At 69.3% G+C, this 16,736-nt stretch carries 15 protein-coding genes; 10 read left to right on the top strand and 5 right to left on the bottom strand.

Annotation, left to right across the window (positions count from 1 at the left end; genetic code table 11):
• The first annotated feature begins 111 nt into the window (after positions 1–111).
• Genes ACIBTM_RS40405 through ACIBTM_RS40390 form a run of 4 tightly spaced genes read left to right on the top strand, consistent with a single transcriptional unit; the run spans position 112 to position 3,624 of the window.
• A complete protein-coding gene (locus ACIBTM_RS40405; protein WP_395882418.1) occupies positions 112–1,218 on the top strand; it encodes a Re/Si-specific NAD(P)(+) transhydrogenase subunit alpha in 1,107 nt (368 codons plus the stop codon).
• On the top strand, positions 1,218–1,517 hold the full coding sequence (locus tag ACIBTM_RS40400; protein WP_016336134.1) for an NAD(P) transhydrogenase subunit alpha: 300 nt from the start codon (positions 1,218–1,220) through the stop codon (positions 1,515–1,517). The genes ACIBTM_RS40405 and ACIBTM_RS40400 overlap by 1 nt, the downstream gene beginning before the upstream one ends.
• The gene (locus ACIBTM_RS40395) at positions 1,514–2,899 is read left to right on the top strand and encodes an NAD(P)(+) transhydrogenase (Re/Si-specific) subunit beta (RefSeq protein WP_395882417.1); all 1,386 of its coding nucleotides are present in this window, start codon (positions 1,514–1,516) and stop codon (positions 2,897–2,899) included. The genes ACIBTM_RS40400 and ACIBTM_RS40395 overlap by 4 nt, the downstream gene beginning before the upstream one ends.
• Entirely contained in the window at positions 2,896–3,624 is a 729-nt protein-coding gene (locus tag ACIBTM_RS40390) for a lipoate--protein ligase family protein (protein ID WP_395882416.1), read from the top strand. Before ACIBTM_RS40395 ends, ACIBTM_RS40390 begins: the two co-directional genes overlap by 4 nt.
• Before the next feature lie 56 nt (positions 3,625–3,680).
• Here the strand turns inward: ACIBTM_RS40390 and ACIBTM_RS40385 are convergent, their stop codons facing one another.
• Positions 3,681–4,385: a histone-like nucleoid-structuring protein Lsr2 gene (locus ACIBTM_RS40385; protein ID WP_395882415.1), complete on the bottom strand. Its 705-nt coding sequence runs from the start codon at positions 4,383–4,385 to the stop codon at positions 3,681–3,683.
• 157 nt (positions 4,386–4,542) lie between these two features.
• Here ACIBTM_RS40385 and ACIBTM_RS40380 point away from each other — a divergent pair, with 157 nt between their 5' ends.
• Entirely contained in the window at positions 4,543–5,916 is a 1,374-nt protein-coding gene (locus ACIBTM_RS40380) for a dihydrolipoyl dehydrogenase family protein (RefSeq protein ID WP_395882414.1), read from the top strand.
• On the opposite strand, the gene ACIBTM_RS40375 is transcribed toward ACIBTM_RS40380, so the two are convergent.
• Positions 5,913–7,355, bottom strand: a complete 1,443-nt coding sequence (locus ACIBTM_RS40375; protein ID WP_395882413.1) for a hypothetical protein — start codon at positions 7,353–7,355, stop codon at positions 5,913–5,915. The genes ACIBTM_RS40380 and ACIBTM_RS40375 overlap by 4 nt on opposite strands.
• 193 nt (positions 7,356–7,548) lie before the next feature.
• Here ACIBTM_RS40375 and ACIBTM_RS40370 point away from each other — a divergent pair, with 193 nt between their 5' ends.
• The 4 genes from ACIBTM_RS40370 to ACIBTM_RS40355 all read left to right on the top strand — a co-directional run bounded on the left by ACIBTM_RS40370 (position 7,549) and on the right by ACIBTM_RS40355 (position 12,903).
• Positions 7,549–9,021 carry a S8 family peptidase gene (locus ACIBTM_RS40370; RefSeq protein WP_395882412.1) on the top strand — a complete coding sequence of 491 codons (1,473 nt, stop codon included), beginning with the start codon at positions 7,549–7,551 and terminating at the stop codon, positions 9,019–9,021.
• A gap of 316 nt (positions 9,022–9,337) precedes the next feature.
• Positions 9,338–9,841, top strand: coding sequence for a DUF3145 domain-containing protein (locus ACIBTM_RS40365; RefSeq protein ID WP_016336127.1), 504 nt, complete (start codon positions 9,338–9,340; stop codon positions 9,839–9,841).
• 42 nt (positions 9,842–9,883) lie between these two features.
• Entirely contained in the window at positions 9,884–10,477 is a 594-nt protein-coding gene (locus tag ACIBTM_RS40360; protein ID WP_395882411.1) for a hypothetical protein, read from the top strand.
• Positions 10,478–10,542: 65 nt separating this feature from the next.
• On the top strand, positions 10,543–12,903 hold the full coding sequence (locus ACIBTM_RS40355; RefSeq protein ID WP_395882410.1) for a cation-translocating P-type ATPase: 2,361 nt from the start codon (positions 10,543–10,545) through the stop codon (positions 12,901–12,903).
• Here ACIBTM_RS40355 and ACIBTM_RS40350 read toward each other — a convergent pair.
• Positions 12,884–14,440: an alpha/beta fold hydrolase gene (locus ACIBTM_RS40350; protein ID WP_395882409.1), complete on the bottom strand. Its 1,557-nt coding sequence runs from the start codon at positions 14,438–14,440 to the stop codon at positions 12,884–12,886. The two genes, ACIBTM_RS40355 and ACIBTM_RS40350, sit on opposite strands and share 20 nt — an antisense overlap.
• A gap of 135 nt (positions 14,441–14,575) precedes the next feature.
• Between ACIBTM_RS40350 and ACIBTM_RS40345 the strand changes: the two genes are divergently transcribed.
• The gene (locus ACIBTM_RS40345) at positions 14,576–15,085 is read left to right on the top strand and encodes an RICIN domain-containing protein (RefSeq protein ID WP_395882408.1); all 510 of its coding nucleotides are present in this window, start codon (positions 14,576–14,578) and stop codon (positions 15,083–15,085) included.
• Between the two features lie 70 nt (positions 15,086–15,155).
• On the opposite strand, the gene ACIBTM_RS40340 is transcribed toward ACIBTM_RS40345, so the two are convergent.
• Together ACIBTM_RS40340 and ACIBTM_RS40335 are read right to left on the bottom strand one after the other, a co-directional pair.
• Complete coding sequence (locus ACIBTM_RS40340) at positions 15,156–16,406, bottom strand: beta-ketoacyl-[acyl-carrier-protein] synthase family protein (protein WP_395882407.1); 1,251 nt, start codon at positions 16,404–16,406, stop codon at positions 15,156–15,158.
• A 40-nt stretch (positions 16,407–16,446) separates the two neighbouring features.
• A complete protein-coding gene (locus ACIBTM_RS40335; protein ID WP_004559006.1) occupies positions 16,447–16,692 on the bottom strand; it encodes an acyl carrier protein in 246 nt (81 codons plus the stop codon).
• Between the last annotated feature and the right edge of the window lie 44 nt (positions 16,693–16,736).

Here is a 16,736-nt window from a genome sequence, read left to right as displayed (position 1 = left end):
GAGTGATGTCACGGAAAGATGCCGTCCGGATACGTTCAGCCAGGAAAGTTGTCGGCCGGACGTGGTAAACAGTGCGGGTTCGTGTGGTCCTCTCCAGCGAGGAGGTCGCCTGTGGCGGCAGAGAACGAGCAGCTCACGGTCGGCGTGGTCCGGGAAACCGGACAAGGTGAACGTCGCATCGCGCTGGTACCGAAACTCATCGAGCGCGTCTCCGGACGCGGACTGCGGGTGGTGGTCGAGCCCGGCGCGGGCGAAGGCGCGCTGCTCGCCGACGAGACCTTCGAGCAAGCGGGCGCGGTGATCGGCGATCCGTGGGATGCCGACATCGTGGTGAAGGTGGCGCCTCCGAGCGCGGCCGAAGTCGCGAAGCTCAAACAGGGCACCGTCCTCATCGGCTTCCTGAATCCGAGGGGTGATCCGGAGGGGATCGCCGCGCTCGAATCGGCGGGCATCCGCGCCTTCGCCGTCGAGGCGATCCCGCGGATCTCCCGCGCGCAGGCGATGGACGCGTTGTCGTCACAGAGCAGTGTCGCGGGCTATCGCGCGGTCCTCCTGGCCGCGGAGAAGCTCACCCGTTTCTTCCCGATGCTCACCACCGCGGCCGGAACGGTGCCCCCGGCGAAGGTGCTCGTGCTCGGCGCCGGTGTCGCGGGGCTGCAGGCCTTGGCGACGGCGAAACGGCTCGGCGCGCAGACCACCGGGTACGACGTCCGGCCCGAGGTCGGCGAGCAGGTGAAGTCGCTCGGCGCGAAATTCCTCGACCTCGGCATCGAGGCGGTCGGCGAAGGCGGGTACGCCCGCGAGCTGACCGACGAGGAGAAGGCCGAGCAGCAACGCAGGCTGACCGAGGCGATCACGAGGTTCGACGTCGTGATCACCACCGCCCTCGTCCCCGGCCGCCGGGCACCGATCCTCGTCACCGCCGACGCGGTGAAGGGAATGCCCGCCGGTGGTGTCGTGGTCGACCTCGCGGGCGAGTCCGGCGGTAACTGCGAACTGACGAAACCGGGAGAGGAGATCGTCGAGCACGACGTCACCATCTGCTCGCCGCTCAACCTCGCCGCGGAGATGCCCGCGCATTCCAGCGAGCTCTACGCGCGCAACGTCACCGAGTTGCTGGAACTGCTCGTCGACTCCGAAGGCAAGCTCGCGCTCGACTTCTCCGACGAGATCGTCGCCGGGGCCTGCGTGGCCGGAAAAGAAGAAGGGGTCGAGTGATGCTCGTAGGCAGCCTGGCGATCCTCGTACTCGCCGGATTCGTGGGCTTCACGGTCATTTCCAAGGTGCCCAACACCCTGCACACCCCGCTCATGTCGGGGACCAACGCCATCCACGGCATCGTCCTGCTCGGCGGGCTGATCGTGCTCGGCCTCGGGGTGGACGGCGTACTGAACAAGGTCCTGCTGGTGATCGCGATCGCCTTCGGCACGATCAACGTGGTCGGCGGCTTCCTCGTCACCGACCGGATGCTCTCGATGTTCAAGGCGAAGAAGCCGGAAGACGGTGGTGACAAGTGACGACCTTCATCGCCGTCCTCTACATCATTTCCTTCGCACTGTTCATCTACGGCCTCATGGGCCTGACCGGTCCGCGCACCGCGGTGCGCGGCAACTGGATCGCCGCCGTCGGCATGGGCATCGCGGTGATCGCGACGTTGCTGACCCCGGGAATGAGCAACTGGCTGCTGATCGCGCTCGGCGTCGCGATCGGTGTCGTCGTCGGCGTGCCGTCCGCGCGCAAGGTGAAGATGACCGCGATGCCGCAGATGGTGGCGCTGTTCAACGGCGTCGGCGGCGGGGCGGTCGCGCTCATCGCGTGGGTCGAGTTCCGCACCACCGAGGGCTACGCGCACGAGCCGGCGTACGTCGCGATCGCGTCGTTGTTCGCCGCGATCGTCGGTTCGGTGTCCTTCTGGGGCTCGAACATCGCGTTCGGGAAACTGCAGGAACTCATCTCCGGCCGTCCGATCACCCTCGGCAAACTGCAGCAGCCGGTGAACGCGCTGGTGCTGATCGCCGCGATCGTGTTCGCCGTCGTCATCGCCACCGGCGGCGACGCCGAACTGCTGATGATCGGCCTGCTGGTCGCGGCGGGAATCCTCGGCGTGGTGGTCGTGCTGCCGATCGGCGGTGCGGATATGCCGGTCGTCATCTCGTTGCTGAACGCGCTCACCGGATTGTCCGCGGCGGCCATGGGTCTCGCGCTCGACAACACCGCGCTGATCGTGGCGGGCATGATCGTCGGCGCCTCGGGTTCGATCCTGACGAACCTGATGGCGAAGGCGATGAACCGGTCGATCCCGGCCATCGTCGCCGGCGGGTTCGGCGGCGGCACGGCGGTCGCGAGCGGCGGATCCGGCGAGGTCCGGCCGGTCCGCAGCACCAGCGCCTCCGACACCGCGATCCAGATGGCGTACGCCAACAAGGTCGTGGTCGTGCCCGGGTACGGCATGGCCGTCGCGCAGGCGCAGCATGTCGTCCGCGAGATGGCGAAGCTGCTGGAGGCGAAGGGGATCACGGTCGCGTACGCCATCCACCCGGTGGCGGGCCGGATGCCGGGGCATATGAACGTGCTCCTCGCCGAGGCCGACGTCCCGTACGAGCAGCTCAAGGAGATGGACGAGATCAACTCCGAGTTCGCCCAGACCGACGTCGCGCTGGTGATCGGCGCGAACGACGTCACGAACCCGGCCGCGGAGACCGATCCCGGCTCGCCCATCTACGGGATGCCGATCCTCAAGGTGAACCACAGCCGGTCGGTGATCGTGCTCAAACGCGGGATGAGCTCGGGCTTCGCCGGCATCGACAACGAGCTCTTCTACGATGCGAAGACAAGCATGCTCTTCGGCGACGCCAAATCGTCGGTGGGCGAGATCGTGGAGGAACTCAAAGCACTGTGATCGGTCCCTCGGAAGTCGTCGCCTCGTTCGACGACCCGGCCGACAACCTCGCGTTCGACGAAGCCCTCCTGCGCGCCGCCCAGGAGGCGCCGGTCCTGTGGATCTGGCGCAACACCGACTGTGTGGTCGTGGGGCGGGGGCAGAAGATCGAACGCGAGGTCAAGGCCGACGTCTGCGCGAGCGACGGCGTCCCGGTGCTGCGCCGGGCCAGCGGTGGCGGCACCGTGTTCCACGATCCCGGCAATCTCAACATCACGCTCGTCCTGCCGGGGCCGTCGGACAGACCCTTGGAAGCACTCGGGGAACTGATGACCGCGACGGTGGCCGAACTCGGGCTGCCGTCGCGGCTCGGTGATCGAGGTCTGTTCGTCGGTGACGCGAAGCTGTGCGGTTTCGCCGTCTTCCGGACGAGAACGGGCTTGCTCGCGCATTCCACCCTGCTCGTTTCGACCGCCGCCGAACGAGTCGGCCGGTACCTCACTTCGGCACCCGCGGATCCCCGTCCGCTCGACTCCCACCGGAGCCGGGTCGCGTCGCTCGCCGAGCATGGCCTGCGAAAAGGTGTTGCCGACGTCACGGCCGCCGTCCGCGTGGCGGCGGCCGCGCAACTGGGTGAACTCGCCACCCGGAAGCCGTCGGACGAGGAGCTGGAGTGGCACCGCTCGCTCCAGCACACGCGGTACCACTACCCGCGATGGCATGCCGAAGGCGCTCAGCGTAAATGAGGTGAAATCGGAAAAGGCCCTTTCGCGAATATCGCGAAAGGGCCTTTTTCGATGAATTACTTTTCGGTGGCCGAGAAAGTGACGGCGGGCACCTTGCGGGCGGCGCGCGTGGTCTTCTTCGGCTCGGCGGCCTTCTTCACCGGAGCCTTGGCCGCGGCCTTCGGCGCGGCCTTGGCGGCGGTCGTCTTCGCGGCCGCGGCCTTCGGGGCGGCCTTCGTGGCCGTCGTCTTGGCGGTGGCCTTCGATGCCGTCTTGGCCGGGGTCTTCGCCGCGGCCGCGGCCTTCGCGCGGCCGGCCGGAGCCTTGGCCGCCGTGGTCTTCGCCGCCGCGCCGCGGGTGGCCTTCGCCTTGGCCGCGGTGGCTTTCGCCGTGGTCTTGGCGGGAGCCTTGGCCTCCGACTTGGTGGCGGCGGCCGTCTTGGCGGCGGCGGGCTTGCGGCCGGCGACACCCTTGGCGGCGGGCTTGCGACCCGGCTTCGCGGCCGTCTTCGCCTCGGCCTTCGCCGCGGTGGCCGCGGTCTTCGGGGTCGACTTCGACACCCGCGCGCCCTTGGGACGCTGCACGACCCGCGGCCGCAGTTTGCGTCCGCCGATCCGGCGGCCGTTCTCCACATAGGCACGCAGGATTTCCCTGAGTGCGGTGGCGTTGTCGGCCGAAAGGTCGATGTCGTAAGCGATTCCGTCCAAACCGAAAGCGACCGTTTCCTCGGCCGCCTCGCCGGTCAGATCATCCAGCAAATGCACAGCAGTGTTCCTGGCCATGAAAAACCTCCCGCGCTCGATCGTTCTACTGCGTAACCGGCACGGTGAAACCTGAACCCGCGGCTGATTGACTCACGCAGCGACACGAGGATAGCGGCAGGTTGCGCGAAGCTGCGCGGTGGTGTGCGCTGAATGCATGTCAGCACAGACTTTTGACGTGATCGTGATCGGAGGCGGCCCGGTCGGCGAGGTCGCCGCCGAACGGGCAGCCCGCGGAGGCCTTCGGGTCGCGCTCGTCGAACACGAACGCTTCGGCGGCGAATGTTCTTACTGGGCCTGCATTCCGAGCAAGGCACTGCTGCGGCCGGGGAACCTCCTCGCCGCCGCCAAACGGGTCCCCGGCGTCCCGGTGGGCGACGCCGTCGACCCGGCCGAGGTGTTCGCCCGCCGCGACTGGTTCACCGGCAAGGGAGACGACACCGGACAGGTCAAGTGGGCCGAAGGCGTCGGGATCGTCCCGATCCGCGGGCACGGCCGGATCACCGGTGAGCGGAAGGTCACGGTCGACGGAGGTGACGAGCTGACCGCACGGCATGCCGTGATCGTCGCCACGGGCAGTGTCCCGCGGACGCCGTCGATCCCCGGGCTGGACACGATTTCGCCGTGGGGTTCACGTGAGGCGACCTCGGCGGAAGCGGTCCCGCGCCGCCTCGGCGTACTGGGCGGCGGTGTCGTCGGAGTCGAAATGGCGCAGGCCTTCGCCACGCTCGGCGCCGAAGTCCACTTGATCATCTCGGGAGCGCGCCCCCTGCCGCGACTGCCGGAGTTCGCGGGCGACGCCGTCATCGCGGGGCTCCGCGAAGCCGGGGTCACCGTGCACACCGGCTCCGGCCTCGACTCCGTGTCCGCTTTGGACGGTGGTAAAGAACTGGCTTTGAAGGGCGGCGGCCGGTTGGTCGTCGACGAACTGCTCGTCGCCACCGGCCGCCGCCCGGCGACCGACGGACTCGGCGTGGAGGCGCTGGGGCTCGAAGCGGGCGCACCGCTCACGACCGACGACAACGGCCGTGTGTCCGCTGTGGACGGTGACTGGCTGTTCGCCGTCGGGGACGTCACCGGCAGGGCGCCGCTGACCCATCAGGGCAAGTACGCGGCCAGGGCCACGGGTGACTCGGTGGCGGCGCAGGCGGCGGGCGAACCCGTCGACTCCGCCGCGTGGAGCGCGCACAGCGCCACGGCCGATCACCACGCCATCCCGCAGGTCGTGTTCACCGACCCGGAGGTCGCGTCGGTCGGGCTCGCCGGACCCGAGGAGGGCAAGCCGCATCGCGTCGTCGACATCGACATCGCGGTGGCCGGCTCGTCACTGCACGCGGACGGTTACGCGGGCAAGGCGCGTATCGTCGTCGACACCGAACGTGACGTCCTGGTCGGCGCGACCTTCGTCGGGCAGGACGTGTCCGAACTCCTGCATTCGGCGACGATCGCGATCGTCGGGGAGGTCCCGCTGCCGAGGCTGTGGCACGCGGTCCCGTCGTTCCCCACGATCAGCGAGGTCTGGTTGCGGCTGCTGGAGGCCTACGGGCTCTAGCCGTTCACGGGCAGTTCGAGCGCGGCCTTCGCGCCGCGGACGAGGCCGGGATCGTCCGGAGTGGACGGTCCCGGCAGCCACACCACCTGGATCAAGCGGACCGACTTTCCGTCCAGGCTGCTCTGGTAGGCGGCGCCTTCGAACACCGGCACCTCGCCCTGCCACTGGTTGGTCTCGGTGGCGAGATCGAGGATGCCGCCACCGCCGGGGGTATCGGCGGTGGCTTTGAACGCGCTCGCCTGCTCGGTGTTCGGGAATTCCACGACGGCGATAGTCACCGCCGCGGCCCGGCCGTCGATGGAACTGGCGAAACTGGCCCGTTTCACCGTCGAGCAACTCGTCTGCTGAAGGCTCGACTGGACGTCGCCGTACGCGTGGGACGCGCATTTCTGGTCCGCGGCCGACGCCCGCGAGGTGAACTGGATGTTCTCCACCGCGCTGCTGCTCGGTGGCGGGGGACTGGTCGCCGGGGTCGGCGGCGGGGGAGTCTGGGTGGACGCGGTGTCGTCACCGCCGGAAGCGACGCTGATGGCCGCGATCAGCAACACGATGAGCAAGCCGATCGCGGCGACCGGGAGCCACTTCACCGTCTTGGACTGTCGCGACGCCTTCGGGGTGGGCGGCTCGGCCGGTGAGGGAGCGGCCGCCGGCGGCGGGGGCTGCCGGACCGGGGGGACGGGCTTCGCGGGGGCGGCCTGCAGAACGGGAGGGGCGGGCTTGGCGGGCGGCACGGCCGGTTTCGCCGGTCTCTTCCCCTTCCCCGGATGCTGGACCGGAACCGTCGGCGCGATCGCGACGAGCGGGTTCTCGCGGATCACCGTCGGCTCGTCGTCGGAGTAGGCGCTGAACCCCTCCCCGAGCAACATCTCCTCGGGCATCGGCGGCGCGTCCGGGGCGAGCGCGGCGATCAGGTCCCGCGCCTGCTGGACCGAGCGCGGGCGGGGCGCGGTGGCCAGGGAGACCGTCGCGGCGAGCATCGTCGTCGCGGTCGGATAGAGGACGCGGACCGAACCGGCGAGGTCCGCGGCCGGCTGGTCGACCTTCTCCACGTAGGGGCCGACGGCGATGATCGTGCCGATCGGCCCGGCGCCGGGGGCGACGTCCGCGATCTTGTGCGTGCACGCGGCGGACAGCGAGAGCGCGTCCGTGGCCGGGTTGATCGAGGTGTCGCCGTGGACCAGCGGCCAGCCGTCGGCCTTCCACGGTCCGCCGAGCGGGGCTTCGAGTTTCAGGGCCGGGTCGGGCAGGTCGACACCGATGACGATGAGGACACCCTTCGGCATGACCACGACGGCTTCGACGGGTCGTCCTTCGACCGGGCTGGCGCCGATCAGGGCGACCCCGCCGACGACGTTGCTGCCCCGGCCGAGTGAAGCCAGCGCGGCGCGGACGTCCTCGGCCACCCGGGACGGCTGTTGAGCGAGGCGAACGAGTCGCACCGAACCCCTCCCCATCTCGTCGGTCTCGCTGCACAAACTAGCGCCTCCATCCGGACTAATGCGGAGACACGTCCCAGGTAGGCGCAGTGATGTTGCTCCGAAAAGTTGTAATACGCGTGAGCATCGTCACCCGTCCGGGTGGTACTCGTTGGTAAGTGACAGTTCCTTGCCCCCTGTCACCAGGAGAAACGCAATGGCCGTATCTCGACCCTGGCGTCGACGCGCCGCGCTCGTCGTCGCCCTGCTCGCCGTCCCGGCCGCGGGGATGGTCCCCGCGCAGGCCGCGGGACCGCTCGCACCCGCCGCCCCCGGACTCACCCGCCTGCTGTCGGCCGTCACCGGTGCCACGGGGGTGACCGCGCTCGTGCACGCCGACGACGTCGCCACCGCCGAACGCGCCGCCCGCTCGGCCGGGCTCACGAAGATCACCTCGTTCCGGAAGATCGGCGTCGTCGCCGTCCGGGGTACCGCCGACCAGGTGCGCGCGGTGCGCAAGGTCTCCGGGGTCACCTACGTCGAAGGCAACGAAAAGCTCAAGGCACACGGCAGCGCCGGCACCACGGCGACGCGGAGCCTGCAGACGCAGACGCAGCTCAAGGACGCCGGTGGCGCTCCCGTGGACGGCAAGGGCGTCTCCGTCGCGATCATCGACACCGGTGTCGACCCGACACATCCGGCGTTCAAGGGCGCCGACGGCAAGACGCGGGTGGTGCGCAACCTCAAGAGCCTCTGCCTCGGCGGCACGACGACGAGCTGCATCGTCGACGTCCCGACCTCCGTCGACACCGACACCCTCTCCCTGGGTGGCCACGGCACGCACGTCACCGGCATCGCCGCCGGAAACCGGCTGACGCTGACCGACGGCACCAAGGTCGGCGGTTCGGCGCCGGGCTCGAAGATCGTCTCGGTCTCGACCGGGGCCGCGCTGCTCGTCCTCGGCACGGACGCCGCGCTGAACTGGGTGCTGGAGAACCACAAGGCGCCGTGCGGCGCGGGTGTCGCGGCGTCGGTGTGCCCGCCGATCAAGGTGACCAACAACTCCTACGGTCCCAGCGGTGGTGGCGCCTTCGACCCGAACTCGGCGACGGTGAAGCTGCAGCGCGCGCTCGCCGCGGAGGGCGTCGTCACGGTGTGGGCGAACGGGAACGACGGCGGCGACGGTTCGGCGAACCTCTCCAACCCGCCGGGGCAGGACCAGACGCCGGGTGTCCTTTCGGTGGCGTCGTTCAACGATCAGGGGACCGAAACCCGTGACGGCACGGTCTCCGACTTCTCGTCGCGCGGCCTCAAGAGCAGCCAGTCGAGCTGGCCCGACGTTTCCGCGCCGGGGGAGAACATCCTCTCGTCGTGCCGGCCCACGCAGCCGATCTGCACGCAGGGCCTGCAGCCCAAGAACGGCCCGGGGCTCCTGGACCTCGGCACCTACAACGTGATCAGCGGGACCTCGATGGCGGCGCCGCAGATCACCGGGATCGTCGCGCAGCTGTTCCAGGTCGCGCCGAACGCGAGCCCCGCCGAAATCGAGGCCGCGATCAAGGGCACCGCGTACAAGTTCGCCAACGGCTCGCCGTACGTGGCGGCCGGGCCGTACACGTCGAGCTTCGACAAGGGCACTGGTCTGGTGGACACCTTCGCCGCGGCGAAGTCCCTCGGCGCCCAGGGCTGAGGCGTCCCAAGTCCGTGAAGGCCTCCTTCCCTACCCTCAGCGTAGGGAAGGAGGCCTTCACGGCATGGGGGCACAATTGCCGTCCCCGGGTTAACCCGGGAACGGGATCTTTCTTTCGGCTCAGCCGAAAGAAGGGGGCCTTCGCAGGAGTCTCGCGTCCCAATCAGGTGCGACTTGTGGTGTTCATGTGGCCAAACAGCACAGTTGGGGTGCACAATGTGCTCACGCGTACCGGGAGGCGGCACGAGCCACCTGACCAGCGCAGCTCGCGAGGTCGTAGGGGAAGACGCCCCTCGTCGAGTAGCGGAGGTCAGCAGTGAGCACCCGTGGCAACACCCGTGGCGTGGTGTACGTCCACTCGTCGCCGTCTGCGGTGTGTCCGCACGTCGAGTGGGCTATTTCGGGCACCCTGGGTGCCCGAGTCGAGTTGAAGTGGACGGCGCAGCCCGCCAGTCCAGGTCAGCTCCGCGCCGAATGTGGTTGGCGTGCGCCTTCGGGCACCGGCGGAAAGCTGGCGTCCGCGCTCAAGGCGTGGCCGATGATCAGGTTCGAAGTCACCGAAGAGCCCAGTGCGGGGGTCGACGGGGAGAGGTTCTGTTTCGCTCCTGGCCTCGGCCTGTGGCACGGCAGGACCAGTGCCAACGGCGACATCGTCGTGGGCGAGGACCAGTTGCGCGCCCTGGTGAGCAAGGTCCGCTCCGGTGAATCGCTGGCGCACAAGCTCGACGAGCTCCTCGCCGCCAACTGGGACGAAGCGCTCGAACCGTACCGGCACGCCGGTGACGGTGCCCCGGTCACCTGGCTGCACCAAGTCGGGTAGACGCCGGTGAAGACGGAAGAGGCGGGCGGCTAACCTTTCAGGGTGACCGCCCAGCCTCGCCCCCTCTCTCGCCAGCGGTGGCTGATCCCCGTCATCGTGGTCGTGATCTCCATGACCGTCGGCGTCGGATTGCTGGCACGCGATCTCTACACGCGCCCGGAGGCCGAGCCCACCCCGCCGGTCGTCAGCGAGTCTCCGACGTCGGTCGCCCCGGAGCAACAGCCCGGTTCCCCTGTCGTCGAGGTGACCCCCGACGTCTTCGCGCATCCGCAGTACCAGAGCGTCCGGCAAGTGCTGCAGGGGTATTTCGACTCCATCAACGAGCGTGACTATCTGAAGTGGACTTCGGTGGTCAGCCGTGACCGGGCCAAGACCAAGACCTCGGCGGAGTGGAAGAAGGATTTCCAGTCCACTCGGGACGGCAGCATTCTCGTCTATCGCATCGAGCCGGGCACGTCGGGCATGCTCCGGGTGCTCGTCGCCTTCACCAGCACGCAGGACGTCGAAGACGCGCCGGTGTATCTGCCGGAAGGGTGCATCCGCTGGCGGCTGGTGCTGCCGCTGCGGCTGGAGACCGGGTCGTGGCGCGTCGACACGACCGACGGCGGCACCAACCCCGAACACGAAAGATGCTGAAGTAAGGGGCGACATGGTCCCCGAGGCTGACGCGGGCGTGCGCCGGGCCGAATAGAGTCGCGGGCATGGCAATTGATCAGCCGGCCCTGCTGACCGACGCCTCGAGGGGGCTCACCAGCGAAGAGGTCGCCCAGCGGGTGGCCGCGGGCCAGACCAACACGGTCTCGACGAAGACCAGCCGGACCACCGGCGAGATCATCCGTGCGAACGTCTTCACCCGGATCAACGCGATCTACGGCGTGCTGTTCGTGCTCATCCTGTCGACGGGGTATTTCATCGACGGGCTGTTCGGCGGGCTGATCATCGTCAACAGCGCGGTCGGCATCATCCAGGAGCTCCGGGCGAAACGGACCCTGGAACGGCTCGCGATCGTCGGACAGGCGAAGCCGACCGTCCGCCGTGACGGGCAGAGCACCGAGATCGCCCCGGAGGACGTCGTCCTCGGGGACCTCGTCGAACTGGGGCCCGGCGACAAGATCGTCGTTGACGGCCCGGCGCTGACGGCCGACGCGCTGGAGGTCGACGAGTCGCTGCTGACCGGTGAATCCGATCCGGTGGTCAAGCAGCCCGGTGACAAGGTGCTCTCCGGCAGTTTCGTGGTCGCGGGCAGCGGCACCTACCGCGCGGACATCATCGGCGACGAGTCCTACGCGGCGAAACTGGCCGCGGAGGCCAGCAAGTTCACCCTGGTGAAGTCGGAGCTGCGCCAAGGCATCGACAAGATCCTCAAGTTCATCACGTACCTGCTCATCCCGGCGGGCGCGCTGACCATCTACAACCAGTTCGCGGGCGACCAGGCCTGGCCGGACGCGCTGCGCGGCATGGTCGCGGCGCTCGTGCCGATGGTGCCGGAGGGCCTGGTGCTGATGACCAGTGTCGCGCTGGCGGTCGGTGTCATCCGGCTCGGCAAGCGCCAGTGCCTGGTGCAGGAACTCCCGGCCATCGAAGGTCTCGCCCGGGTCGACGTGGTGTGCGCGGACAAGACCGGCACGCTCACCGAGAACGCGATGCGGCTTTCCGAGGTCCGGGAGATCACGCCGGGCCATCCGGTGGACGACGCGCTGGCCGCGCTCGCCGCCGCCGATCCGCGCCCGAACGCGAGCCTGCAGGCGATCGCGGAGGCGTACCGGACCGATCCTGGCTGGCGCATCACCACCACGATGCCGTTCTCCTCGGCGCGCAAGTGGAGCGGTGCCTCGTTCGGCGGCGACGGCGACTGGGTGCTCGGCGCGGCCGACGTCCTGTTGGCCGAGGGGGAGCACCGGGCGGAGGCCGAGAAGATCGGCTCGCGCGGTCTGCGTGTCCTGTTGCTGGGCCGTGCCGAGCGGGTCGTCGACGCGGCCGAGGGCCCCGGCGACATCGAACCGGTCGCGCTCGTGGTGCTGGAGCAGAAGGTCCGCCCCGACGCGAAGGACACTTTGGACTTCTTCGCGCACCAGGACGTCGCGGTCAAGGTCATCTCCGGTGACAACGCCATCTCGGTGGGCGCCGTCGCGGGCACGCTCGACCTGCCGGGCGCGGACAAGCCCATCGACGCGCGGAAGCTGCCGGAGGACGCCGAGAAGCTGGCCGACACAGTGGAGGATCGCGCCGTCTTCGGCCGCGTGACACCGTTGCAGAAACGCGCGATGGTCGGTGCTCTGCAGTCGAAGGGGCACACCGTCGCGATGACCGGCGACGGCGTGAACGACGTCCTCGCGCTGAAGGACGCGGACATCGGCGTCGCGATGGGTGCCGGCAGCCCGGCCACGCGCGCGGTCGCGCAGATCGTGCTGCTGGACGACAAGTTCGCCACCCTGCCGCATGTCGTCGCCGAGGGGCGGCGGGTGATCGGCAACATCGAGCGCGTCTCGAACCTGTTCCTCACCAAGACGGTCTACTCGGTACTGCTGGCACTGATGGTCGGCATCGCGCAGGTGCCGTTCCCGTTCCTGCCGCGGCACATCACGATCACCGCGTGGTTCACGATCGGCCTGCCCGCCTTCGTGCTCTCGCTGGCGCCGAACAACGAACGCGCCCGTACCGGTTTCGTCGGCCGGGTGATGCGGATGGCCGTACCTGCCGGGCTGGTCATCGCCACCGCGACGTTCGTGAGTTATCTGCTGGTGTACAAGGGATCCGGGCAGTCCGAACTGGACAAGATCCAGGCGGGGACGACGGCGCTGATCACCCTCATCACGATCGCGCTGTGGGTGCTCGGGATCGTCGCGCGGCCGTACCGGTGGTGGAAGATCCTGCTGATCGGCGGGATGGTCGTGCTGACCCTCGCGCTGTTCCTGATCCCGTTCACGCAGAAGTTCTTCGCGCTGGATCCGAGCGTGAGCGCGTACACGCTGTCGGCCTTCGCCTGTGCCGGGGTGGGGATCGTGCTGGTGGAGATCGCCTGGTGGGTGGGGCGGCATCTGGTCAAGCGTCAGGAGGCGTGACAGCGAGGAAGTCCACGATCGCGTTCACGACCGCGTGCGCGTCTCCGACGTATGGCAGGTGGCTGCGGCCCTCCAACGCGACGAACCGGGCGTCCCGGATGCGGGTGGCGAGTTCTTTGCCCGAGGCATACGGGATGGCCCGGTCTTCTCGCCGGTGCAGCACCAGGGTCGGGACGGTGATCTGGTCGAGCAGTCCGGTGACGCGGAATTCGTAGCAGGTGGTCAGCAGGCGGGCGGCCTCCTCGGCCGACGCCGTCGCGCGCTGCATGCGGACGAACCGCGCGCGGGCCGCCGCGTCGCCGTCGGGCATCAGGACGTCGGCGAGCAATTCGGTGCCGAGGCCCCAGTTCTCCCGGACCAGGCCCACGAACGCCCGCCGCGCGGACGCGGGCGCGATGGCGCCGCCGTCGGCGTACCCGCCGTACAGCACGAGGCGATCGACCCGGTCGGGATACCGGGCGGCGAACGCCAGCGCCACAGGCGCCCCCATCGACACACCGAGCAGCGCCACCCGCTCCGCGCCGGCCGCGTCGATGACCGCGTGCAGCGCTTCGACCTCTCCGTCCAGCGATCGCGGCCGGGTAACGGGCCCGGACAGGCCGGTGCCCGGCAGGTCGTAGCGGATCACCCGGTGCCCGGCCAGCAAGGGCGCGTAGAGCGCGCGTAGTCCCGGGTCTTGCCAGCCCAGCTCCAGCGCCGCGATCCAGCCGGGCGGGACCACCAGCGGGGATCCCCGGCCGGTGGCGTTGTAGGCGACCCGCGCGCCCGAGCCGGTCGTGCAGAACCTGTTCGGCTCGGCGGTGAGCGGCGCCGGCGGCCGCTCCAAGGAGGTGTCCTGACGGAGCAGCGCGGCGTGCGACTCACGCAGCGCCGGACCCGGCTCGACACCCAGCTGATCGTCCAGCGCCCGCCGCAGGCGCTCGTACACGTCGAGCGCGTCCGCCTGCCGTCCCACGCCGTACAACGCGAGCATCAGCTGCCGGTGCAGGTGTTCGCGGAACGGATGCAGGCGGCACAGCTTTTCCAGCTCGGGCACGAGCCGCGCGTGCTCGCCGAGCGCCAGCCGTGCCTCGCCGAGCGCTTCCACGGCGTCGAGCCGCAGCAACGCGAGCCGCTCGGCCTGCTCGTGCAGCCACGTCATGCCGGTGACGTCGGCCAGTGGTTCGTCTCGCCACAACGCCACTGCCTCGCGCAGGTGTGCCGCGGCCGAGGCGGGGTCCGTCGTCTGCCCGGCCTGCTCGATCAGCTGCTGGGCGCCGGCCAGATCAGTCGCCGCGTTCAGCACATAGCCGGGGGAGCGGGCCACGATCGCGTCGCGGTCGCCCAGCATTCCCCGCAACGCCGAAACGTGGGTCTGCACCGTGTTCGCCGTGGGCGGCCGGGCACCCCACACCACATCGGTGAGCCGATCGACGCTCACGATCTCGCCCACCCGCAGCGCCAGCACGGCGAGCAACGCCTTGCGCCGCAACCCCCGTACCGGTCGCACCACACCGTCGGCCACCACGTCCACCGGGCCGAGAATCCGCACCAGCATGAGACCCCCTCCTGGAGAGTCGCCGCCCGGGGCGAGAACGTTCCGCCGCAGCGCGAGCGCAGTGGGGGCGCAGCACTCCAGGCCACTCTCGACGCGTCGGGCCGCGATCGGCGGCACCGGGAAGACGAGGGAATCATGAAGGCCAAGATCATCGGACTGCTGAGCGCCACGCTCGCGGTGACGGCGCTGGCCGCACCGCCCGCGAGCGCGGATGGCTACCACCGTGTGCGCAACTTCGGCAGCAACAAGTGCATCCAGCCGCACCCGAGCACCCCACTGGGAAACCTCGCGCCTGTAGTGCAGATGCCCTGCACCAACAACGCCATCCAGAAATGGGCGATCGTTCCCAGCACGACCGGCACGTTCCGCTTCATCAACCAGGCGAGCGGCTTCTGCCTCGATGTCCTCGGCAGCAACACCAACCGGGCCCCGGTCATCCAGGTGACCTGCAATACGAACAGCGGCCAGCGGTGGGTCCCGCCGGCGTTCCCCAACTCCGTGCCGGACTTCATCCGTTCCAAGGTCGGCGGCGGTAACCCGACCCGGTGCCTGGACGCCAAGGGCGAGACCGCGGATCTCACCCAGATGCAGATCTACGACTGCCAGGACGACCACCCCATGACGCTGTGGCTCATCCACCCCTAGCCCGGCCGAAGTACGTGAAGGCCCCCTTCACCGCGCCAGACGCGGTGAAGGGGGCCTTCACGTACTGAAATCAGGCCGCCGGGGTGAACAACAGCGCCGTGTTGTGCCCGCCGAAGCCGAACGAGTTGCTGATCGCCGCGCCCAGCTCCACCTTGCGCGCCTCACCGGAGACGACGTCGAGCTGCACCTTCGGGTCCAGGTTCTCGAGGTTCAGTGTCGCCGGGATGAGCCCGTGGTAGATCGCCAGGATCGTGGCGATGCCCTCGACCGCGCCCGCGCCGCCGACCAGGTGACCGAGCGCGCCCTTGGGAGCGGTCACCACGACGTGCTCGCCGACGGCGTTGCGGATCGCCGCGGCCTCGCCGACGTCGCCGACGACCGTCGAGGTCGCGTGCGCGTTGACGTGGCCGACGTCGGACGGGGAGACCCCGGCCATCGTCATCGCCTGCCGCATGGCGGCGATCTGGCCGACGCCCTCCGGGTGGTTGCCCGTGATGTGGTAGGCGTCCGAGGTGATCCCGTACCCGCTCAGCCGTGCGTAGATCCGCGCGTTGCGGGCCTTGGCCCGGTCCGCCCGCTCCAGGATCACGACTCCGGAGCCCTCGCCGAGGACGAAACCGTCACGGTTCACGTCGAACGGCCTGGACGCCTTCGCCGGGTCGTCGTTGCGGGTGGACACCGTCCGCGCCTGGGCGAAACCGGCGAGGGTGATCGGGTGGATGCACGATTCGGCACCACCGGCGACCACGACGTCGGCCCGGCCCGAGCGGATCATCTCGTAGCCGGCGGCGATGCCTTCCGCGCCCGACGCGCAGGCCGACGCGGGCGAGTGCACACCGGCACGCGCCTTCAGGTCGATCCCGACGTGAGCGGCGGGGCCGTTCGGCATCAGCATCGGCACGGTCAGCGGGGAGACCTTGCGGAGTCCCTGCTTGTGCAGAAGGTCGTTCTGGGAGATCAGGGTGACCGGACCGCCGACACCGGTACCGATGGTCACCCCGAGGCGCTCGGGTTCCACATCCTGATGCTCGTCGGTCGGCTGCTCGAAGCCCGCGTCCGCCCAAGCCTGGCGGGCGGCGATGAGCGCCACCTGCTCACAGCGGTCCAGCCGCCGGGCCTGAACCCGCGGCAGGACCTCGGACGGGTCGACGGCGAGCATGGCGCCGATCTTCACCGGCAGCTCGAGTTCGTCGACCCAGTCGGCTTCGATGCGGCGGATCCCGCTCGCCCCGGCGAGCAGGCCGTCCCACGTGGACGCGACGTCCCCGCCGAGCGGCGTGGTCGCGCCCATCCCGGTGATCACGACGTCGTTGTTGCTCATTGGAGTCTCCCCAAGGTCGGCGCCAATCAAGAAGTCGGACTTACTTGGAGTTGGCCGACACGTAGTTCACCGCGTCGCCAACGGTCTTCAGGTTCGCCAGCTCGTCGTCCGGGATCTTGACACCGAACTTGTCCTCGGCCTGGACAGCGATCTCCACCATGGACAGCGAGTCGATGTCGAGGTCGTCCACGAAGGACTTCTCGGCGGTCACGTCGTCCTGCGCCACACCGGCGACCTCTTCGACGATCTCGGCGAGGCCGGCGAGGATCTCTGCGTTGTCTGCCACTGGTTGTTCCCTTCTCGGTGATGCTTTCGGCTGCCCTGCGGACA

This window comes from Amycolatopsis sp. NPDC049868, assembly GCF_044461365.1.
Taxonomy (GTDB): Bacteria; Actinomycetota; Actinomycetes; order Mycobacteriales; family Pseudonocardiaceae; genus Amycolatopsis.
Note: the sequence above shows the minus strand (reverse complement) of the source record. Positions and strands in the feature narration are given on the sequence as shown.

Coding starts and splice junctions, on each gene's coding strand:
- ACIBTM_RS40340 (WP_395882407.1), bottom strand. CDS start 16,406: ATGAGCAACAACGACGTCGTGATCACCGGGATGGGCGCGACCACGCCG.
- ACIBTM_RS40350 (WP_395882409.1), bottom strand. CDS start 14,440: ATGCTGGTGCGGATTCTCGGCCCGGTGGACGTGGTGGCCGACGGTGTG.
- ACIBTM_RS40370 (WP_395882412.1), top strand. CDS start 7,549: ATGGCCGTATCTCGACCCTGGCGTCGACGCGCCGCGCTCGTCGTCGCC.
- ACIBTM_RS40355 (WP_395882410.1), top strand. CDS start 10,543: ATGGCAATTGATCAGCCGGCCCTGCTGACCGACGCCTCGAGGGGGCTC.
- ACIBTM_RS40385 (WP_395882415.1), bottom strand. CDS start 4,385: ATGGCCAGGAACACTGCTGTGCATTTGCTGGATGATCTGACCGGCGAG.
- ACIBTM_RS40400 (WP_016336134.1), top strand. CDS start 1,218: ATGCTCGTAGGCAGCCTGGCGATCCTCGTACTCGCCGGATTCGTGGGC.
- ACIBTM_RS40345 (WP_395882408.1), top strand. CDS start 14,576: ATGAAGGCCAAGATCATCGGACTGCTGAGCGCCACGCTCGCGGTGACG.